Origin of the sequence: Millisia brevis NBRC 105863 (genome assembly GCF_001552615.1) — a bacterium.
Lineage (GTDB): Bacteria > Actinomycetota > Actinomycetes > Mycobacteriales > Mycobacteriaceae > Millisia > Millisia brevis.
Window position 1 is genome coordinate 150,433 of record NZ_BCRN01000001.1, and the last position, 20,740, is coordinate 171,172.

Consider the following 20,740-nt stretch of genomic DNA (forward strand, 5'->3'; position numbering starts at 1 on the left):
ACGGGCGACGCGGCGCACTTTCGAGGCGCCACATCGACACGAGCCGGTCGCAACCATCGGGGTGAGCCAATGCAGGGTCTGGGTGACCTGGAAGCCCTCGTCATGGACGAGTTGTGGTCCACCGACGAGCCACAGTCGGTGCACGACCTGGTCGCCCGGCTCGAACGGCACAAGTCCCTCGCATATACAACGGTCCTGACCGTCGTCACCCACCTGCACGACAAGGGGTGGGTGTCCCGACAGAAGCGCGGCCGGGCCTACTTCTATACCGCCACCGAATCCCGAGCCGCCGCCACGGCCCGTGCGGTCCGCGAACTGCTCGACAGCAGCGCCGACCCCGCCGCGGTGCTGCTGCACTTCGCCCGTACCGCCACCGCACGCGAATCCGACATCCTGCGCCGCGGCCTGTCCGGGGAGTCGGATCAGCCATGACCGTTGCCGTCATCCTCGGCACCGCCGCGATCCTGATCGCTGTCGCCGGCCCGAAACTGCTCGAATCGCCGGCCCTGGGGAGTACCTCACCGGGCACCCGGATGACCGCTTGGCTCGCCGCGCTCGCGGGCGTGCCGGTCTTCGCCGGAGCGGCCCTGATCGTCTCCGCCTGGCCGCGTCATCCGATGGTCGAGTCGCTCGTCGACGCGATTCTGTTGTGCGCCGGCACCCTCTCGCACGCACTGCCGACCGGCACCGCTCGCGTGGTCGCCGCGCTGATGCTGCCGGTATGTGCCGTGCTCGCTGTCCGGCTCGTGCGGGCGGCCCGCCGCGACGCCGGGGTGCGTGCGCGCCTGCATCACCATCATCGGGATGTCCTGTCGGTGATCGCCCGTCCGGTCGACGGGGTCATCTGGCTCGACCATCCGCTGCCCCTGGCGTACAGCGTCGCCGGCCGACCCGGTTATGTGGTCACCTCCGCCGGATTGACCGAACGCCTCACCGACAACGAACGGGCGGCGGTCCTCGCCCACGAGCGGGCCCATCTGCGCGGCCGCCATCACCACATCGTGTCCGTCAGCGAGACGCTCGCCGCGGCCCTGCCCGTGCTGCCACTGTTCTCCCGGGCGCCCGCGGCGATCCGCACGCTCGTCGAACTGGAGGCCGACCGCCGTGCGGCCCGCGCGACCGATGCCGCGACCGTGCGATCCGCGCTGGCCACCCTGTCCCCCGAGGGACAACCGGCCCCGGCCGGGGTGTTGACCATCGGCACGCAGGTCGCCACCCGGCTCGACGCCCTCGCTTCGCCGGCGGTCGACCGTCGGGGAGGATTCGGAGGCGTCGTGGCGGCGGTGCTGATGTGGGTTTTGCCCGCAGGTATCGCGCTGGGCACGGTCGCGGGACTGTCGGCGATGATCTGCGCGGCGTTCATCGGATGACCCACATGTCCGGCCGTCGCCCGAACAGCGGACACTGGTCGGTACTGCCATATGTTCACAACAACGACGGAGGCTTCAGCGGTGGTCGATGACGGGACGAAACGAACCGGCGACCCACTGGCGGATGCAGCGGTCACCGAACGCTCCCTGGCGGGGTCGATCGATCCGGGGCCGCGGGCCCTGGTGATCGCCGTGGCGGTGCTGGTCCTGGCGGGATCGTTCGCACTGCCGCTCAGCCCCGGAGCAAACGGCTGGCAGGTCCTCGCCTCGGCGCCCGCCGCGGTCGCCGACACGATCACGCTGCCCTCGCGGGTCTTCGTGATCATGGCCGCGAGCTTCGGCATCGTGCTGTCGATCCTGAGCCTGGTCACCCGGATCTGGCCGGTGGCGTTGGTGACCGCGGCCGGGTGCACCGTCTCGATCGTCTTCGGTCTGCTCGCGATCTGGTCGCGTCAGACGATCGATCCGGCGTCCGGCAATCCGGGGATCGGCATCGGCCTGCCACTGGCTTGGCTCGCCGTGATGGTGCTCGCCTTCAACTGGGCGACGATCGCCTCCCGTCGCTCCGCGGCGATGTACGAGGCCGAGCATGCTCGCCGGATCGCCGCCGCCGAGGCGCCCGAGGGCTTCAACTACCGCCTCTCGCCGCCGGTCGCGCCCGCGAAGATCGTCTCCGAGGCCGAGGCGGACAAGACGGACTGATCGACTCGGTCAGGCGCCCAACGCGTCGTCGATGCGAGCCAACAGTTCGTCGTAGGTGCCGATCGTGAGCATCTCGCCGTTGAGGAAGAGCGTCGGGGTGCCCTGAACGCCGAGGGCCAGACCGGCATCGAAATCGCGGCGGACCCGTTCGGCGACCGCCGGGTCGACCAGATCGCGTTCGAACTGCTCCATATCCAGTCCGAGATCGACCGCGAAGGTACGGAACAGCTCCTCCTGCGACTGGCTCGACTCACCCCACTGGGCCTGGGTGTCGTACATGCGCTTGTACATCTGCTCCAACCGGTCCTGCCGGGCCGCCGATTCGACGACGCGAGCGGCCAACTCGGAGTTGGTATGGCTCGGGATCGGGAAGTAGCGGATACCGAGGTTGATCCGGCCGTCGTAGTCGGCGCGCAGTTGCTCGATATACGGATAGATCGCCCGGCACGCCTCGCATTCGAAGTCGAGGAACTCCACCAGCTCGACCGACCGATCGTCGGAGGTCGTCAGGGTGCGGATGTCGTCGGTCCACACCGCGGAACGATCATTCGCGGCGACAGGGGTGTCATCGCTTCGCCCGAGCAGCAGCACGCAGGCCATGGCGATCACGGCGATCGCGACCAGCCCGACGGCAACCGTGACGTCCTTCGACAGTTTCATCCGGTGCGCACTTCCTCACGATCGGTTCCGGCTATCGGGCCTCCCCGCACCGATGCGTATCCGGAGGGCCCACCCAAAAAACTACACTCCATAGTTTTTTCCGGTTCCGACTCGCCCGGGGCGACACCCCGAGATAACGAAACTGCATCGAAGATCACCGTCCGGCGACGGGCGGCCTTGTCGGACAACAAAAAAGCCTGCGGACCGTGGTGGTCCGCAGGCTTTTCACTGTGTCTACCGACGGTCGAACCGTCGCAGTGGGCGAAGGGGGACTTGAACCCCCACGTCCCGAAGGACACTGGCACCTGAAGCCAGCGCGTCTGCCATTCCGCCACTCGCCCGAGTGGAACTGCTGAACGTTAACACGACCCGCCGCCAGTTCCGAAATCAGTGTCAGAATGGGCATACGGACCGACGGGTGCTCAGCCCCAGACGTATATCATGCGTGGACGGTAAGTCCCTGCCGACACGCGCGCGTCCCCTTGCGGACGACCCGGGTGGGCGGGATACCGTCGGCATGGTCGGAACACGGTGGGAAGGAGTGACCCGATGGGCATGGTCCAGCGTTTCGAACGCAAACTTCAGTCCGCAGTCGGTGACGCTTTCGCCCGGGTCTTCGGCGGTGGCGTTCTCCCGCAGGAGGTCGAGGCGGCACTGCGGCAGGAGGCCGCCGACAGCCTGCAGCACGACGAGAACGGCCGCTCGATCGCACCGAACCTGTACGTGATCACGATCAGCGAGTCCGACCACGAGCGTTTCGCCGAGGATCGCGAGCTGACCACTAAGGCGTTCTCCCGCCACCTGCAGGACCACATCCGCGAGCAGGGCTGGACAACTCCGGGTGACGTCCAGGTCAGATTCGAGCCCGCCGGCGGTCTGCACACCGGAATGTTCCGTACCAGTAGTGCGGCGGATTCCGAAGCCAAGTACCCTAGCCGGGCTCCGGACGAGGCTCCGGCGCGTCCGGGTACACGTACGAGACAGCCCAACGAACCCAGCCTGGGTTCCCTGGTCCGCGTGCCCGAACAAGAAGAACCGAGTCCCCGCCCACCAGAACAACCCCAAGATCCGATTCCAGGAGCCGGCAGCATGTCCCAGAACCAAGGCCAATCGTCCGAAGGTCACCAGAACGGACGTGCCTACAGTGGGGCGGCCCAGTACGACGACTACCCGCCGGAGGATCCGGGCAACCGGGTGCAGCCGCCGAGTACCCGCGCCCAGGCCGAGGCCTACGACGATCAGCGCGGCTACGACCCGGCCTACCGCGGCGGCTACCCCGAACAGCGCTACGGCGGCTACGACCGCGAGTACGACAACGGCTACGGCGATCGCGGCGGCTACGAGCAGGGCTACCAGGACGATCCGCGTCGTCGCCCGTACCAGGATCAGGGACAGGCCTACGGCCGCCCGGAGTACGAGCAGGCTCCGCCCCGCGCCTACGAGCAGGGCTACGGCGAGCCGGCCTACCGCGGCGGCAACGGCTACGACCAGGGCTACCAGAACGACGGCTACGACCGCGGCGGCGACTACCGCGACGGCGGTTACGACCGCCAGGCGTACGCCGAGCCCGCCTACGAGGCCCCGCCGGCCGCCCGCGAGCCCGACTACGGCCGCGGCGGCTACCAGGGCAACTACCCGGGCGCCCAGGCCGGCCGGGTGGTCACCGCCACACTGCAGCTCGAGGACGGCAGCGGCCGGTACTTCCAGCTGCGCGAGGGTGTGAACATCGTCGGTCGCGGTCAGGATGCCCAGTTCCGCGTGCCCGATACCGGCATCTCCCGTCGCCACCTCGAGATCCGGTGGGACGGCCGGGTGGCCATGCTCACCGATCTGGGGTCGACCAATGGCACGACCGTCAACGGTGCGCAGGTCGGCGACTGGCAGCTCGCCGACGGCGACATCATCCGCGCCGGGCACTCCGAGATCGTGGTGCGCATCGGCTGAGCCGGTCGCGACCGGTTATCGTCTTCCCGCGGCACCCGCCGGTGCCCGCGGTCTCCTGCGGGGTCGGGACACGCCGCGAACAGTGCTGTACCCACTGCTGTTCGTATCGACGAATCATCCCCATATGATGGCGAATCAGCCGCATATGATGCAGCGGGTGGACCCGTGTGGTCCCGACTACCAAGGGAGGTGCGCGCCGTGCAGGGCCTGATTCTGCAGCTCACTCGGGCGGGCTTCCTGATCCTGTTGTGGCTGTTCGTGTGGTACGTCGTACGTACCCTGCGCGCCGACGTGTACGCGGCCTCGGGCATGCGCGCGCCGGCGCCGTACAAGCGCTCCGGGCGGGGTCTGCCGAGCTTCGGCAAGTCGAAGGTCGCCAAGTACCTCGTCGTCACCCAGGGCGCGCTGGCGGGGACCCGTATCGCGCTGGGCACCCAGCCGGTGCTGCTCGGCCGCGCGGACGATTCGACGCTCGTACTGACCGACGATTACGCGTCGACCCGGCATGCGAGGCTGTCGCCACGTGGGCACGACTGGTATCTCGAAGACCTCGGTTCGACCAATGGCACCTATATGGACCGGGCGAAAGTCACGACGGCCGTTCGGGTTCCATTGGGTACCCCCGTACGAGTAGGCAAAACCGTAATCGAGCTGCGCCCGTGACCCTTGTTCTGCGCTACGCGGCCCGCAGCGACCGCGGGCTCGTCCGTTCCAACAATGAGGACTCCGTCTACGCCGGCGCGCGTCTACTCGCCCTGGCCGACGGTATGGGCGGACATGCGGCCGGCGAGGTCGCCTCGCAGTTGATGATCGCCGCCCTGGCCCATCTCGACGACGACGAACCCGGCGAGAATCTGCTCGGCAAGCTCGAGCAGGCCACCCGCGACGGCAACGACGCGATCGCCCACCACGTCGAGGAGGACCCCGAACTCGACGGCATGGGCACCACGCTGACCGCGTTGTTGTTCTCCGGCCGCAAGATCGGCCTGGTCCACATCGGCGACTCGCGCGCCTATCTGCTGCGCGACGGCGAACTGAGCCAGATCACCCGCGACGACACCTTCGTCCAATCCCTCGTCGACGAGGGGCGCATCACCGCCGAACAGGCGCACAGCCACCCGCAGCGGTCGCTGATCATGCGCGCGCTGACCGGCAACGAGATCGAACCGACGCTGATCCTGCGCGAGGCGCGAGCCGGCGATCGCTACCTGCTGTGCTCCGACGGTCTGTCCGATCCGGTCAGCGAGGAGACGATCGCCAATACGATGCGCGAGGGCGCCTGCGACGAGTGCGCCGATCGGCTGATCGAATTGGCGCTGCGCAGCGGCGGACCCGACAACGTCACGGTGATCGTCGCGGACGTGATCGACCTCGACTACGGCGATTCGCATCCGATCGTCGGGGGCGCCGCCTCCGGCGAGGACGAGGACGACGCCCCGCCGCCGAATACCGCCGCCGGCCGCGCCGCCGCGATCCGGCCCAAGCAGGAACGCCGGCCGAAGCCGCTGGTGGTCGGTCCCCAGGAGGAGCCGCCCCGCAAGGGTCGACTGCGGCTGTGGATCGCCGGTTTCCTCGCGGTGGTCGTGTTGGCCGGCGCGGGCACGGTCACCGCCAACTATCTGATGCGGTCGAACTTCTTCGTCGGCGAGAACAACGGCAATGTCGTGATCAAGCAGGGTCTGCCGGAGTCCTTCCTCGGGCTGTCGTTGACGACGGTCGCCGAGGTCGGGTGTCTGGTCGGCGAGGACTCGGTGCGCCTGAGCGCTGCCGGCTCCAACTCCTGCGATCAACTGCGCCTCGACGATCTGCAGCAGGCCGGGCGCCAGCAGGTGCAGAACCGCCTGCCGTCCTCGAGCCGCGAGGGCGCCCGCGATCAGTACAACCGTCTGGTCAGCGAGTACCTCCTGCCGGAGTGCACCACCGGCGAGGAGCAGACGCAGGACGCGACCCCGAGCGCGGAGCCGTCGCCGACCACCGAGGCCGCCCCGGCCGCACAGCCCGCTCCGCCGACCGCCGCGGCGCCGACCCCGGTCGATCCCAATGCGCTGCCGCCGGAGACCGCTCTCGCTCCCCCGGCTCCGCCCGAGGAGTTGACCCCGACGTCGACGCCGGTGCCGCAGATCGAGGGCACCACCTGTAGGGCGACCCGGTAATGGCTTCCCCGTCGACCACCGGACAGTTCCCGAGCCCGGCCGGGGGATTCGCCCCCGCGCCGGGCATCTCCGACAAGCGCAATGTCGAGGCCGTTCTGCTCGCGGCCGCGGTCGCCATCACGACGATCTCGTTGATCCTGGTGGAGATGAGCCAGGATCGGGTGATCGGCTGGCCGCTCGCCAGGTACGGCTTGGCCTATCTGGTGTTGGTGCTGATCGCGCACCTGGCGATCCGCCGCTTCGCGCGGTGGGCCGATCCGCTGTTGCTGCCGATCGTCGCCCTGATCAACGGTCTGGGCCTGGTGTTGATCCACCGCCTCGACCTCGCCGAGCAGAACCAGGCCCGCTACGAGGGTCTGCCGATCCCTTCCCCCGACGCCACCCAGCAGATCCTGTGGACCGCGCTGGCGATGACCGGCTTCCTGGTGGTGCTGATCGGGCTGCGCGACTACCGCACCCTGGCCCGCTACGGCTATACCTTCGGGCTCGGCGGACTGATCCTGCTGATGATCCCGGCGCTGCTGCCGTCGGCCTACTCGGAGGTCAACGGCGCCAAGATCTGGATCCGACTGCCGGGCTTCAGCATTCAGCCGGGTGAGTTCTCCAAGATCCTGCTGATCATCTTCTTCGCCGCGGTCCTGGTGGCCAAACGCGAACTGTTCACCACCGCGGGCAAGCATGTGCTGGGCATCGACCTGCCGCGCGCCCGCGATATGGGTCCGATCATCCTCGCGTGGATCATGTCGGTCGGCGTGCTCGTCTTCGAACGCGATCTCGGCTCGTCGCTGCTGCTGTTCGGCACCGTTGTCGTGATGCTGTACATCGCGACCGAGCGGGTCGGCTGGGTGATCGTCGGCGCCGCCCTGCTCGGTGTCGGATTCGTGCTCGCGTACAACCTGTTCGGCCACGTTCGGGTGCGGGTGCAGACCTGGCTCGATCCCTTCCAGGACTATGCGGGCACCGGCTACCAGATCTCGCAGTCGCTGTTCGGCCTGTCGACCGGCGGTCTGGCCGGTACCGGCCTGGGCAGCGGGCGCCCCGAACAGGTGCCCTTCGCCAAGACCGACTTCATCGTCGCCACCGTCGGTGAGGAACTCGGACTGATCGGCCTGGCCGCGATCCTGATGCTCTACCTGATCTTCGTGGTGCGCGGCCTGCGCGCGGCCCTGGCGGTGCGCGACAGCTTCGGCAAGCTGCTCGCCGCCGGCCTGGCCTGCACGGTGGCCATCCAGGTCTTCGTCGTCGTAGGCGGCGTGACCAAGCTGATCCCGCTGACCGGTCTGACCACGCCCTATCTGTCGTACGGAGGCTCCTCCCTGCTGGCCAACTATCTACTGCTCGCGTTGCTGGTCAAGATCTCGGCAGCGGCCCGCGAACCCTCGACGGGGGTGAAGCGGACGTGAACACCCCCCTGCGCCGCGTCTCGCTGGCCGTCATGGTGATGGTGATCGCGCTGCTGCTCAACGCGACGTATATCCAGGTCATCAAGGCGGACAGCCTGCGCTCCGATCCGCGCAACTCCCGGGTCCTGCTCGACGAATACTCCCGCCAGCGCGGCCAGATCTCCGCGGGCGGTCAGGTTCTGGCCGTGTCGGTCGCCACCGACAACCGCTACCGATATCTGCGCACCTACCCGGCGAGCGCCCTGGGCGATACGAGCCCACTGGCGAACGCCCCGGTGACCGGTTTCTACTCGATGCTCTACTCCTCGGTCGGGATCGAGAACACCGAGGACTCGATCCTCAACGGCTCGGACAGCCGGCTGTTCGGCAAGCGCTTCCTCGACACCGTCGCCGGCCGCGATCCGCGCGGCGGCAACGTGGTCACCACGATCAACCCCGCCATGCAGCAGGTGGCCTACGACGAGCTGACCTCGCGCGGCTATACCGGCTCGGTGGTCGCGATCGAACCGTCGACCGGCAACATCCTGGCGATGGCCTCGACGCCGAGCTACGACCCGAACCGGTTGGCCTCGCACGACGGAGCCGAGAGCACGCAGGCCTGGGAGGAACTGACCAACGACCCGGGCAATCCGCTGCTCAACCGGGCCACCCAGGCGACGTATCCGCCCGGCTCGACCTTCAAGGTCGTCGTGACCGCAGCGGCGCTCGCCCAGGGCGCGACCCCCGACGATCAGCTGACCGCGGCGCCGGTGATCACCCTGCCCGATACGACCACCACCCTGGAGAACTACGGCGGCAGCTCCTGCGGCGGCGGTGCGACGGCCTCGCTGCGCGACGCCTTCGCCCGGTCCTGCAATACCGCCTTCGTCGAGCTCGGTATCCGCACCGGCGCCGATCAGTTGCGCCAGACCGCCGAGGCCTTCGGGATCGACGATCAGCCGATGAACGTCCCGGTCCCGGTCACCGGCAGCACGATCGGTCCGATCGAGGACGGCGCGGCGCTCGGCCAGTCGAGCATCGGTCAGCGCGATGTGGCGCTGACCCCCTTGGAGAACGCCTCGATCGCCGCGACGATCGCCAACGGCGGTGTACGGATGGAGCCCCAGCTGGTGTCCGAGCTGCAGGGACCCGACCTGTCCACGTTGTCCCAGACGACACCGGAGTCGCCCGGTCAGGTTATTTCCCCGGAGGTGGCGTCGACCTTGACCAGTCTGATGATTGGTTCCGAGCAGCACACCGGCGGCGTCGGGCAGATCCCCGGTGTGCAGATCGCCTCGAAAACCGGTACGGCGGAACATGGTACGGATCCCCGTAATACCCCGCCGCATGCCTGGTATATCGCCTTCGCACCGGCGGACAACCCTCAGGTGGCCGTGGCCGTGATAGTGGAGGATGGCGGTGACCGCGCGCTCGCCGCCACGGGCGGGTCGGTGGCCGCCCCGGTGGGTCGCGCCGTCATCGCGGCCGGATTGCAGGGGAGGTGAGGTCATGGCACTCGGCAACGGCGCACTGATCGCCGATCGCTATCGGCTTCAGCGGTTGATCGCCACCGGCGGTATGGGTCAGGTCTGGGAGGCGGTCGACAACCGTCTCGACCGACGGGTGGCGGTCAAGATCCTCAAGCCCGAGTTCTCGACCGACGCCGAGTTCTCCGAGCGGTTCCGCGTGGAGGCACGCACGACCGCGCTGCTGAACCACCCCGGCATCGCCGGGGTCCACGACTACGGCGAGATCACCGACCCGGACGGGCAGACGACGTCCTATCTGGTGATGGAACTCGTTGTGGGCGAACCGCTCAACGCCGTGCTCGCCCGGATGGGCCGACTGCCGGTGCGCCTGGCGCTCGACATGCTCGAGCAGACCGGCCGCGCCCTGCAGGCCGCGCACAGCGCCGGCATCGTCCACCGCGACGTCAAGCCGGGCAACATCATGATCACCCCCGCCGGGCAGGTGAAGATCACCGACTTCGGCATCGCCAAGGCGGTCGACGCCTCGCCGGTCACCCGCACCGGCATGGTGATGGGCACCGCCCAGTACATCGCCCCGGAGCAGGCCGTCGGCGACGACGCCACCGCGGCCTCCGACGTCTACTCGCTGGGCGTGGTCGGCTACGAGGCGCTGTCCGGCAAGCGGCCGTTCAGTGGTGACGGCGCCCTGACCGTCGCGATGAAGCACGTCCGGGAAACCCCGCCGCCGCTGCCGACCGATCTGCCGGCGAATGTGCGCGAGCTGATCGACATCACGATGGCCAAGAACCCGGAGGACCGGTACCGCGACGGCGGCGAGTTCGCCGACGCGGTGGCCGCCGTGCGCGCCGGACACCGCCCGCCGGCCCCGGGTACCACCGTGCCCTCGACCGGTCGATTCGGCGGCGCGGCGGCGCCGGTCGCCGGAACCCGGGTGGCCACCGCGGCGTCCGCGGGCACCGTCCCGCCCAACGGGACCTCCTCGACGCGCGCCACCGGATCCGGTGGCGACAGCGGCGGATTGGCGCCCGGTCTGACGCAGGGGCAGCGCAATCTCGCGATCGGAGCGGTCGCTCTGCTCGTCCTGGCGGCGCTGATCGCGATCGGCGTGCTGCTGTTCCAGAACACCGGCGGCGAAGCGGCGGTCACCACGACCACCACGCAGGCCCCGACGACCACGGTGCACACCACGACGGCCGAACCGGAACCGACGACCGTCGCCCCGGCCCCGCCGCCGGAAACGCAGACCCAGCAGCCGACGCAACCGCCGCAGACGACGACCGAGGCGCCGCCGACCACGACCGAGGCGCCGCCGACGACGACGGAACCGCCGGTCACCACGACGCAGGCGACCACGCCGCCGCCGGTCACCACGGCACCGTCGACCACCGGCAACGCGATCCAGCTGCCCGGATTGGACGTCCTGCCCAGCATTCTCGAGCGACCGGACTCTGCCAACGACGCCGGCTTGTTCAGCCCATCCGATTCCGACCGAGGTAGCCCGTGACAACCACCCCCCGCAAACTCTCCGAGCGGTACGAGCTCGGGGAGACGTTGGGCTTCGGTGGCATGTCCGAGGTTCACCTCGCTCGGGATATCCGTCTCAGTCGCGATGTGGCGATCAAGGTGCTGCGACAGGACCTCGCCCGTGACCCCACGTTCTACGAGCGGTTCAAGCGGGAGGCGCAGAACGCCGCCGCCCTGAACCACCCGGCGATCGTCGCGGTCTACGACACCGGCGAGGCCGAGACCCCCGAGGGGCCGCTGCCGTACATCGTGATGGAGTACGTCGAGGGCGACACGCTGCGCGATATCGTGCGCGGTGAGGGGCCGATGCCGCTGCGGCGGGCGATGGAAGTGATCGCCGACGTCTGCTCGGCGCTGGATTTCAGCCACCGCAACGGCATCATCCATCGGGACATCAAGCCGGCCAACATCATGATCAACCGCGCCGGCGCGGTGAAGGTGATGGACTTCGGCATCGCCCGGGCGATCGCCGACGCCGCGAACCCGATGACCCAGACCTCCGCGGTGATCGGCACCGCGCAGTATCTGTCGCCGGAGCAGGCGCAGGCGATCGGCGTCGACGCCCGCTCGGACGTGTACTCGCTCGGCTGCGTGTTGTTCGAGATCCTGACCGGCCGGCCGCCCTTTGTCGGTGATTCGCCGATCGCGGTTGCCTATCAGCACGTGCGGGAGGAGCCGCCGGTTCCCTCGACGGTCAATCCGAATATCACCACCGAACTGGATTCGGTGATCCTCGAGGCGCTGAGCAAGAACCCGGACAACCGGTACCAGAGCGCAGCGGAGATGCGCTCCGACCTCGTCCGGGTTTTGGGCGGTCAACGTCCGACCGCTCCGGCGGTGCTGCCGGAGGAGGACCGCACCGACCTGATCAACGCCTCCGGCGCCGCGGCGCCCCCGCCACCGCCGGCGGGCCGCCGCAACGGACCGCGGGAGGTGTCCTCGGGGCCCGGTCGCCATCACGCCGATCGGCCGCGCGTCGGCTCGGGTCGGTGGATCGGGCGCAGCCTTCTGGCGCTGCTGCTGGTCGCGGTGGTCGGCGGTATCGGGGTCTGGCTCTGGCAGCAGCAGTCCTCCGGTGGCGGCGGTGCGCAGCAGATCGCGGTACCCGATGTGGTGGCCCAGCCGGCGGAGACCGCCCGCGCCCAGTTGACGGCCGCGGGACTGAATTACGACATCACTCAGAAGCCCGATCCGCAGATCGCGGCGGGATCGGTGATCGCGACGCGGCCGCTTGCCGGCGCCTCGGTCGACCCGGGCACGACGGTCAGCATCGACGTGTCGACCGGTCCGGCGCAGGTATCGGTTCCCGACCTGAGCGGTATGAGCCGTTCGGCGGCCGAGAGCGAGCTGACCGACGTCGGCTTGACCCTGGCCCCGCAGGTCGACACCACCGCGTCCTCGCTCGGGCAGCGCGACCAGGTGATCCGGCAGACCCCGGCGGCGGGCAGTGCGGTCAACCCCGGCAGCGCGGTGCGGATCGTGCTCGGCAGCGGGCCCGAGGAGAAGGTCGTTCCCGACGTCTCCAACCAGGCGCTCGGCGCCGCCCGGCGCACTCTGGAGGACGCCGGCTTCCGGGTCCAGATCGAGCAGGTGTCGTCCTCGCGTCCGGTCGATCAGGTGATCTCGACCAATCCGGCCGGCGGCAGCGATGCGGTCGACGGCGACACGATCGTCATCCGGGTATCGCTCGGCGACCTGTTCACCGTGCCGAGCCTGACCGGCATGACGGTCGAGCAGGCCGCGGCCGCCCTGAACTCGGCGGGCTGGACCGGAACCGAATCCCAGATCGGTCAGACCACGACCACCGTGCTCACGCCGGATCAGAACGGCATCGTCTCGCAGCAGTCGATCGGCGCCGGGACCGAGCAGCGCAAGGACGTGGGGATCAGCCTGACCGTCGGGTCGTTCATCCTGGGCGGCATTCCCCAGTAGCGGGCTAGACCCGGACGGCGGTGCTCTCGAGCAAATCGACGAGCCCGGCGTCCGGGGCCTCGCCGCAGATGGTCAACCAGTTGGCCAGCATGCGGTGGCCGCCGTCGGTCATCACCGACTCCGGGTGGAACTGCACCCCGTGCAGGGGCAGTTCGCGGTGGGCCATCGCCATGACGATGCCGCTGTCGGTCTTCCCGGTGACCTCGATCTCGTCGGGGATCGTCTCGGGTACCACGGTCAGCGAGTGATAGCGGGTGGCGGTGAACGGCGAGGGCAGGTCCGCGAGCACTCCGCCGCCGGTGTGGAAGACCTGGCTGGTCTTGCCGTGCAGCAGTTCGGGCGCGCGGGTGACCGTCGCTCCGAAGGCCGCGCCGAAGGCCTGGTGGCCCAGGCAGACGCCGAGCATCGGGGTGCGGGTGCGCGCGCAGGCCCCGACGAGGTCCATCGTCGCTCCGGCGCGCTCCGGCGTGCCGGGTCCCGGGCTGAGCAGAACGCCGTCGACATCGCCGATCGCGGCCTCCCGATCGGCGAGCAGCGGATCGTCATTGCGCAGGACGCGGGTCTGCGCGCCGAGCTGGCCGAGGTACTGCACCAGGTTGAACACGAAGCTGTCGTAGTTGTCGACCACCAGGATCCGCATACCACCACGATAGCCAGGGCGACCGCTGCGACACAGCCCCCGGTACGCTGTAATGCCGAGGAGTCGGATCGTGCAAAGTCCCCCCATCCTGTCCACAATCCATCCACAGCCCTGAGGAAGATATGCCGAAGTCGAAGGTCCGCAAGAAGCCCGAGGTCACCGGAGGCTCCCGGTCAGCCACCCGGCAGCAGGCGTACGTCGAGCCGTCCAGTCCGCTCTATGTGACGGTGATGCTCGGCTTCATGCTGCTCGGGCTGGTATGGCTGCTGGTGTATTACCTGGCCCAGAACCACATCGCCTTCATCGGCGCCCTCGGCGCCTGGAACTTCCTGATCGGTTTCGGCCTGATGATCGTCGGCCTGTTGATGACCATGCGGTGGCGCTAGCAGGTCCCGCCCGCGGGCCGCACGCTCGAATCACATCGCTGTAGTCTCTCCCCACTGTGGAAAGTGCCTGTGGATAACTCTTCGACGACGACGGCGGACTCCTGGTCGACGCCGCTTCCGGTGGTCGCGGCCACCGGCCTGGGCGGTATCGCTCTGCTCGCCGCCGGGTGGCTGTCCGCGCTCGATCCCGGCGGCCGGGTCCTGCTGACCGTCGCCGCGGCCGTGCTGCTGGTCTACGCCGCACTGGGCGCGCGGGTGCGACCCCGGCTGGCCGTCGAGGGCACGGAACTGGTCCTGGGCGGTATCAGGGGTACCCGCCGGATACCCCGCGGGCAGATCGTGTCGATCGTCGTCACCCGCACCGTTCGGATCGTGTCGCGCTCGACACTGCTGGAGATCGACTTCCTGGACGACGCCGGCGGCGAACATATGCGGGTGCTCAGCCGCTGGGACCTCGGCACCGCCCCGGACGCCGTCCTCGACCGCCTCGACGAACTCGGCTTCGTTCCCCCGAAGGAATACCTCCCCCCGCAGGAACACTGAGCGCCCGTCAGGCCGCGCGGATCGCGACCTCCCGCACCAGTTCGACGAAGCGGCGCGGGTTCTCGAAATGGAAGCCGTGCCCGGTGGCGACACGCACCACCCGACCCCGGCGCAGCAGCCCACCGGCCCGTTCGGCGTCGTCGTCGGTCATCGCCCCCTCCAGGATCCCGGCATCGGTCACCCGCCAGTCGGCGTGCACCAGGATCGTCGGCGCCTCGATCGCCCCCACCATCGCCGCCTGGTCGAGGTCCCCCACCCAAGTCCCGTCGTAGAAGGCGTCGGCGAATTCCGGGTCGAAGCGATGCATCCCGGCGAACGCCTCGTTGGCCGTCGGCGGCAGGAACCACAACCGCAGCGGCCGGTCCGGATGGATGCGGCGATATCGCTGCGCGTACCGGACGATGCCGTCGCGACCCGACCCGAAATAACCGATCCAGCCGTTGTGGGCGATATACCAACTGGCGAAGTCGGTGACCGTGTCCGGCGCGAGCGGGTCCTGCGCCAGGAATTCGTGGGCGGGACGGGCCAGATCGACGTAGTTGAACTGCCGCGGCATGCGGTCGGGGTCGGTGGAGAACAGCGGCGGGTCCTCGAGCAGCAATCCGCGGACCCGATCCGGGGTGCTCGCGGCGATGCGGGCGGCGATCAGGCCGCCGGAGGAATGCCCGGACAACAGCACCGGGCCGCCGATGAAGCGGTCGATCAGGTCGATGATCTCGCCGCTGATCGCGTCGATGCGGTAGCGCCCGGGGGTACGCGCCGACCGCCCGTGGCCGGCGATGTCGACGGCGTGGACGTGGAAGTTGCGGGCCAGGTCCGGCAGCACCCGCGCGTAGCTCTGCCAGGCCGCACCCTGGCCGTGCAGCAACAGCACCGGCGGACCGTTGTCGGGGCCGACCGCGACGTTCAGTTCGGTGCCCGCGGCGGTCGACCACCGGACCTCGGTGACGCCGAACCGCCGCGCGCGGGCGACCTCGCGGTCGGCGTAGGTGGAATTGTTCCAGGCGTAGCCGCCGAGAGCGGCCGCCGCGGCGGCGGTCACGGCGGCGACCGGAACGAGCAGGGCGGGGGCGAGCAGGGCCTGCGGAAACCGGTGGCGGCCGGTCGAGTCGTCGCGCACGGTTCAACCGTAGTCGACCCGCGTACGAACTATATGCGGCGCCGCAGTTTATGCGGTACCGTATGCGAGTGGAGCGTGACACGGGGTCCGAACTCGACGGGGTACGGACCGAACTGGATGCCGCCGAACAGGTGATCGGGCAGCCGAATCCCGAACGCGCACTGATACACCTGCGCGCGGCGGCCGATCGGCTCGCGCGCCTGATCGACGAGACGATGGCCGAGGCGGTGATCTCCGGAGGAGCCACCCTGCGTTCGGCCGGCGCCTCGGCGGGCCTGACCGAGAATGCGGTCGGCCCGCGGCTGGCCCGCACCGACGCGCTGGCGCCCTACGCCAACGACTCCGGCCGGGTGACCGCGAGCGGCATCCGCCGCGCCCAGTACGACCGCGAGACCGGTGCGCCGCCACCGCCCGCCGAACAACGAGAGCCCTTGCGGTTCAAGCCACGTCGTCCCAGCTAGTCGCCAGGGGCGGGACAGGAGCGCGACAATGACCAACGCCGATCTCACCCACCTGTACTTCCTGCTGGACCGGTCGGGTTCGATGCAGAGCATCAAGACCGATACCGAGGGCGGCTTCGACGCCTTCATCGAGGAACAGCGCCGCGCCCCGGGGCGATGCCGAGTGACATTGGCCCAGTTCGATCATCGGTACGAGGTGGTCTACCGGGATCTCGACGTCCACCGGGTGCCACCGCTCGACCTGCGCCCGAACGGTTCGACCGCCCTGCTCGACGCGATGGGCCGGTTGATCACCGACACCGGTGCGGATCTGGCCGCGCTGCCCGAACAGCAACGGCCGGGCACCGTCCTGATGGCGATCATGACCGACGGCATCGAGAACGCGAGCATCGAGTGGACCCGCCCGGCGATCCGTTCCCTGGTCGAACAGCAGGCGACGGTCTACAACTGGCAGTTCCTCTACCTGGGAGCCGATCAGGACGCGATCGAGGTCGGCGCGTCGATCGGGGTCTCGGCCGGACGGTCGATGACCTACTCGCGCGGACGTTCCGGCCCCGCGATGGCGGCGGTATCGGCGAACATCACCTCGTTGCGCGCCGGCCGGATGCGCGATCCGGCCGCTCCGCTGCGGGATTTCGACGCCGCACAGCGCCGCTCGGCCGAGGATTCCTGACAGACTGGCGGTATGCAGCGACCCGTGGGGGGCCTCAGGGTGGCGGCGGGGGGCGCGGCGATCGGACTGACCGCTGCGATCCTGGCTGCCTGCTCGGTGCTGCCCGCGACGCCGGATCCCGGCCCGGCGACCACCGAAACGGTGACCGAGACGTCGAGCGGTCCACCTCCACCGACGGTACGGGAGGTGGTCGGAGCACCGGCGGCGGCCGCGGCGGTCCAACGGTTCGTCGACGATCTGGTGGCCGGGCGGGAGTCGACCCAGCGGTGCTGGGCGGTGGCCCCCGTCCGGGTGCGGCAGATGTACGCCGACCCGGACGCGGTCGTCTCCGCCCTGACCGATGCCGGGGTGGCGGCTCCGACCGAGGTCACCTGGTCCGACGGGAGCACCCGCGCGACGGTCACCTATCCGCAGATCGCCTCCGGCTACGCCTGTCCATATGTCGGGGCGAGCGACGACCCGAACGTGCTGTACACCGCCGCCGACGCGATCCACGTGGTGACGCGCTATCTGGGGCGGTTGGCGGGCCGACCGGTCGACCCGGCGGACGTCGAGTCGTCGCAGCCCCTGGTATGCGAGACGGGGCCGTCACCAACCCCGCTGCGGGACAACCCGTCCCCCTTCGACTCGGTCGGCCTGGTCGACCCGACGGGAGCGGCCGCCCTGCCGTCGTTCGGAGACGACGTCCGGGTGACCATTCCCGCCGAGATCGACGGCCTCTGGCGCGACGTGACCGCCCTGGTGCGCATCGGCGGCAACGGCTACTGCCTCGAGGAACTCGCCACCGCGGGCTCCGCGGCGGCTACACCTGCTCCGTAGACGCCTGCGTCACCACGTGGGTGACCGGAATGTCGTACTGCTCGCGCGCCCGATCGACCATCTCGAAGCGCAGCCATACCGATTCCTCCGCCGGCAGGGTGACGATCACCAGCTGATCGGGGTGGAAGGTCTCGACCGCCTCGGCCATCGCACGCAGCGGCCGGTAGTCGCCGAGCGCCCCCTCGGCCGACAGCCCGCCGCCGCGCATGATCGCGAGCATGTCGTCGAGGCGTTTCTGGGCGGCCTCGTTGGTTGCCTCCCAGATGTACACCGCGCCTTTGTAGTCCGCCTGTCCGGTGTCGATCGGATTGGCGGGCACGCAGACGAAGTATTCGCCCGAGCTGTCCGGGTCGATCTCGCGCAGCCGGTCGAGCAGTTCGTCCGCCTGCATCGACTGATTGGCCATCACCAGCACCCGGCCGGCCGGACCGCTCGGGGCGGGGGTCTCGGTGACCGCCTCGACCGAGCCACCGCGCCACTTGGTGATCGCGTAGAGCACCAGGACCACCGCCCACGAACCGAGGCTCAGGAACAGCTGGGTGCGGGTACCGGGGTCGAAGAGCATCTGCACCAGCACCGCGACGATGCCGACGCAGGCGACGATCGACAGATACGGGAACGCCCACATCTTGATCCGCAACTTGTCCGGGGTCGTCCTGCGGCGCAGCACGATCTGGGAGATGCAGATCAACAGGTAGACGAACAGGATGATCGCACCCGAGGAGTTGAGCAGGAACGAGAAGACGGTGTCCGGCGAGATCGCGGCGGCGATGACGCACAGAAAGCCGACCACGGACGAGGCGAGGATCGCCGGAGCGGGGACGCCGCGATGGGTCACCCGGATCAGGGCGACGGGGGCCTCCCGCCGGGCGGCGAGGACGAACAGCATCCGGGATGCGGTGTACAGACCGGAGTTCAGGCAGGACAGCACCGCGGTCAGAACCACCGCGTTCATGATGTGGTCGACACCGGGGATGCCGATCGCCTTGAGCGCGGCGACATACGGGGAGGCGGAGGTCTCCTCGGAGTTCCACGGCAGGATGACCGCGACCAGGAACATCGAGCCGACGTAGAAGATCGCGATACGGGCGATAACGGAGTTGGTCGCCCGGCTGATCGCCCGCTCGGGGTTCTTGGTTTCGGCGGCGGCGATGGTGGCGATCTCGGCGCCGACCATCGAGAAGATCACCACGACAACGGATGCGAAGATCGCCCCGATGCCCATCGGGAAGAACCCGCCGTGTGCGGTCAGGTTGCTGAAGTCGGCGTCGCGACCGGGCCACAGGCCCGAGATGAAGATACAGCCGATCACCAGGAAGCCGACGATCGTGGCCACCTTGATACCGGCGAACCAGAATTCGAATTCGCCGAACGACGACACCGAGAACAGGTTGGTCGCCGTCATCGCGACCATCAGGATCAACGACAACAACCACAGCGGAGCATCGATCCAATAGGTGATGACCTGGGCGCCGGCGACCGCCTCGAAGCCGACGACGATCACCCAGAAGTACCAGTACAGCCAGCCGACCGAGAAGCCGGCCCAGCCGCCGAGCGCCCGGCGGGCGTAGTCGGCGAAGGAGCCGGTTGTCGGGTTGGCGGCGGCCATCTCGCCGAGCATCCGCATCACCAGGATGATCAGCAGACCACAGATCGCGTAGGTGATGAACGCGCCCGGGCCCGCTTCCTTGATGACCGTTCCCGAGCCGACGAACAACCCCGCACCGATGACCCCACCGATCGCGATCATGTTCAACTGCCGCTGAGTGAGGCCCTTTTGCAGTTCCGGTGATCCGCTCATTTCGATACCCTCCCCCCGTCTCGGCGAGACGCGAATATCCACATGGAAACACTGGATATCGCGACGTGCAGCGCAACCGTCGAATACCGAATTCGTTTATCCGTATTGTCCGGTTGATGCCGATTTTCGGGAGGGTGAATACCGGGCGAAGAGTCGATTTCTTTTGAGTTACTCGGGCGTCAGTTCGAATCGGCGGTTTCGAGAATCCGGCTGTGGCGCCGATGTTCCCAGACCAGGGCGCCAGCGACGATGCCGAAGCCGAGGACCATGAACAGCAGGGTTGCCGGAATATCGGTGGGCGCCACGTACGCCCGATCCTCGTCCTGCCAGGGCCACAGTGCGCGAAGCGATCCGGCCATCAGACCGGTCAATACGACCAAAGTGATCGCCCGCTTGTGTTCGAGCAGGAATTGCAGAACCTTGACGAACAACGCGAGCCCGGTCGCCGCGCCGAGTATGAAGACCGCGACGTACCCCATATCGGCACTGCGCACCGCGGCCAACGTCGGCTGGTAGAGCCCGACGGTCAACAGGATGAACGATCCCGACAGACCGGGAAGCACCAATGCGCAGACCGCGATAGCGGCGGCGAAGAAGATGATCACCGGATGGGTCGGCAGGTTCGCGCCCGGCAGGCCCATGATCAGAAATGCCGCCACCGCCGCAGCGGCCGCCGTGGCCCAATGCTTGAGCTCCCAGCGGATTCCCGAGCCGTGGTACGGAATCCACACGCTGGCGAGCACCAGGCCGAAGAAGAGCGCGTAGAAGTACTGGGTATAGCGCTCGAGCAGCGGTTCGATCGTGACCAGCGCGATCAGCAGGAAGACCACCATGCCGATCAGCGCGGGGACGAGCACCGACCAGTCCGCCCGACGGAACTCCGCCGACGCGCGATCGAAGCCGCGCCGGCGGATCCCGTCGGCCACCGCCAGGCGTGCCCCGCTGACGACGTGGCCGGCACCGACGATGAACTGGTCGTAGAGGCCCACGATCAGGGCGACCGTGCCGCCGCTGATCCCGGGCAGGGCCTCCGTGGTGCCGACCGCACCCCCTCGCAGAACGTTCAGGGCAAATCTGCTCGATGCGGTAGCCATGCGGTGCGGCGATCTCCTCGGTGTGGGGCGCGCGCGGTCACACGGC

The 20,740-nt window shown here is 68.8% G+C and carries 20 protein-coding genes and 1 tRNA gene; 15 read left to right on the forward strand and 6 right to left on the reverse strand.

The features are described from left to right. Positions 1 to 69: 69 nt before the first annotated feature. From MB1_RS00660 to MB1_RS00670, 3 genes are all read left to right on the forward strand, one after another. Positions 70 to 432, forward strand: coding sequence for a BlaI/MecI/CopY family transcriptional regulator (locus MB1_RS00660; RefSeq protein ID WP_066902693.1), 363 nt, complete (start codon positions 70 to 72; stop codon positions 430 to 432). Then, positions 429 to 1,370, forward strand: a complete 942-nt coding sequence (locus MB1_RS00665) for a M56 family metallopeptidase (RefSeq protein WP_066902695.1) — start codon at positions 429 to 431, stop codon at positions 1,368 to 1,370. The genes MB1_RS00660 and MB1_RS00665 overlap by 4 nt, the downstream gene beginning before the upstream one ends. Before the next feature lie 81 nt (positions 1,371 to 1,451). After that, entirely contained in the window at positions 1,452 to 2,072 is a 621-nt protein-coding gene (locus MB1_RS00670; RefSeq protein WP_157083835.1) for an Rv2732c family membrane protein, read from the forward strand. 9 nt (positions 2,073 to 2,081) lie between these two features. On the opposite strand, the gene MB1_RS00675 is transcribed toward MB1_RS00670, so the two are convergent. Further along, the gene (locus MB1_RS00675; RefSeq protein WP_066902699.1) at positions 2,082 to 2,732 is read right to left on the reverse strand and encodes a DsbA family protein; all 651 of its coding nucleotides are present in this window, start codon (positions 2,730 to 2,732) and stop codon (positions 2,082 to 2,084) included. Positions 2,733 to 2,990: 258 nt separating this feature from the next. Continuing rightward, positions 2,991 to 3,073, reverse strand: a tRNA-Leu gene (locus tag MB1_RS00680). Positions 3,074 to 3,281: 208 nt separating this feature from the next. On the opposite strand from MB1_RS00680, the gene MB1_RS00685 reads away from it, so the two are divergent. The 7 genes from MB1_RS00685 to pknB all read left to right on the forward strand — a co-directional run bounded on the left by MB1_RS00685 (position 3,282) and on the right by pknB (position 13,157). Next, entirely contained in the window at positions 3,282 to 4,676 is a 1,395-nt protein-coding gene (locus MB1_RS00685) for an FhaA domain-containing protein (RefSeq protein WP_066902701.1), read from the forward strand. Between the two features lie 198 nt (positions 4,677 to 4,874). Beyond that, positions 4,875 to 5,339, forward strand: coding sequence for an FHA domain-containing protein FhaB/FipA (locus MB1_RS00690; protein WP_066903397.1), 465 nt, complete (start codon positions 4,875 to 4,877; stop codon positions 5,337 to 5,339). Continuing rightward, positions 5,336 to 6,829: a PP2C family protein-serine/threonine phosphatase gene (locus MB1_RS00695; protein WP_066902703.1), complete on the forward strand. Its 1,494-nt coding sequence runs from the start codon at positions 5,336 to 5,338 to the stop codon at positions 6,827 to 6,829. Before MB1_RS00690 ends, MB1_RS00695 begins: the two co-directional genes overlap by 4 nt. Beyond that, positions 6,829 to 8,232 carry an FtsW/RodA/SpoVE family cell cycle protein gene (locus MB1_RS00700; RefSeq protein WP_066902705.1) on the forward strand — a complete coding sequence of 468 codons (1,404 nt, stop codon included), beginning with the start codon at positions 6,829 to 6,831 and terminating at the stop codon, positions 8,230 to 8,232. The genes MB1_RS00695 and MB1_RS00700 overlap by 1 nt, the downstream gene beginning before the upstream one ends. Next, positions 8,229 to 9,716, forward strand: a complete 1,488-nt coding sequence (locus MB1_RS00705) for a peptidoglycan D,D-transpeptidase FtsI family protein (protein ID WP_066902708.1) — start codon at positions 8,229 to 8,231, stop codon at positions 9,714 to 9,716. Before MB1_RS00700 ends, MB1_RS00705 begins: the two co-directional genes overlap by 4 nt. A gap of 4 nt (positions 9,717 to 9,720) precedes the next feature. Next, positions 9,721 to 11,205, forward strand: coding sequence for a serine/threonine-protein kinase (locus MB1_RS00710; RefSeq protein WP_066902710.1), 1,485 nt, complete (start codon positions 9,721 to 9,723; stop codon positions 11,203 to 11,205). Further along, positions 11,202 to 13,157, forward strand: coding sequence for a Stk1 family PASTA domain-containing Ser/Thr kinase (pknB, locus tag MB1_RS00715; protein WP_066902712.1), 1,956 nt, complete (start codon positions 11,202 to 11,204; stop codon positions 13,155 to 13,157). The genes MB1_RS00710 and pknB overlap by 4 nt, the downstream gene beginning before the upstream one ends. A 4-nt stretch (positions 13,158 to 13,161) precedes the next feature. On the opposite strand, the gene MB1_RS00720 is transcribed toward pknB, so the two are convergent. Further along, positions 13,162 to 13,797 (reverse strand): aminodeoxychorismate/anthranilate synthase component II, encoded by a 636-nt coding sequence (locus MB1_RS00720; protein ID WP_066902714.1) that lies wholly within the window; start codon positions 13,795 to 13,797, stop codon positions 13,162 to 13,164. 122 nt (positions 13,798 to 13,919) lie between these two features. Between MB1_RS00720 and crgA the strand changes: the two genes are divergently transcribed. Then, positions 13,920 to 14,183 (forward strand): cell division protein CrgA, encoded by a 264-nt coding sequence (gene crgA / locus MB1_RS00725; protein WP_066902717.1) that lies wholly within the window; start codon positions 13,920 to 13,922, stop codon positions 14,181 to 14,183. Between the two features lie 69 nt (positions 14,184 to 14,252). Next, on the forward strand, positions 14,253 to 14,726 hold the full coding sequence (locus MB1_RS00730; RefSeq protein WP_169801575.1) for a PH domain-containing protein: 474 nt from the start codon (positions 14,253 to 14,255) through the stop codon (positions 14,724 to 14,726). A 7-nt stretch (positions 14,727 to 14,733) separates the two neighbouring features. On the opposite strand, the gene MB1_RS00735 is transcribed toward MB1_RS00730, so the two are convergent. After that, positions 14,734 to 15,846: an alpha/beta fold hydrolase gene (locus MB1_RS00735; protein WP_066902722.1), complete on the reverse strand. Its 1,113-nt coding sequence runs from the start codon at positions 15,844 to 15,846 to the stop codon at positions 14,734 to 14,736. Positions 15,847 to 15,914: 68 nt separating this feature from the next. On the opposite strand from MB1_RS00735, the gene MB1_RS00740 reads away from it, so the two are divergent. The 3 genes from MB1_RS00740 to MB1_RS00750 are packed head-to-tail and all read left to right on the forward strand — an operon-like array spanning position 15,915 to position 17,799. After that, complete coding sequence (locus MB1_RS00740) at positions 15,915 to 16,307, forward strand: hypothetical protein (protein ID WP_218000154.1); 393 nt, start codon at positions 15,915 to 15,917, stop codon at positions 16,305 to 16,307. A gap of 28 nt (positions 16,308 to 16,335) precedes the next feature. Continuing rightward, positions 16,336 to 16,980, forward strand: coding sequence for a vWA domain-containing protein (locus MB1_RS00745; RefSeq protein WP_066902725.1), 645 nt, complete (start codon positions 16,336 to 16,338; stop codon positions 16,978 to 16,980). Positions 16,981 to 16,992: 12 nt separating this feature from the next. Then, a complete protein-coding gene (locus MB1_RS00750) occupies positions 16,993 to 17,799 on the forward strand; it encodes a hypothetical protein (RefSeq protein WP_157083836.1) in 807 nt (268 codons plus the stop codon). Here the strand turns inward: MB1_RS00750 and MB1_RS00755 are convergent. Both MB1_RS00755 and MB1_RS00760 read right to left on the reverse strand, forming a co-directional pair. Continuing rightward, positions 17,783 to 19,600 (reverse strand): amino acid permease, encoded by a 1,818-nt coding sequence (locus MB1_RS00755; RefSeq protein WP_066902729.1) that lies wholly within the window; start codon positions 19,598 to 19,600, stop codon positions 17,783 to 17,785. The genes MB1_RS00750 and MB1_RS00755 overlap by 17 nt on opposite strands. Before the next feature lie 179 nt (positions 19,601 to 19,779). Next, positions 19,780 to 20,694, reverse strand: coding sequence for a DUF368 domain-containing protein (locus MB1_RS00760; RefSeq protein WP_066902731.1), 915 nt, complete (start codon positions 20,692 to 20,694; stop codon positions 19,780 to 19,782). Between the last annotated feature and the right edge of the window lie 46 nt (positions 20,695 to 20,740).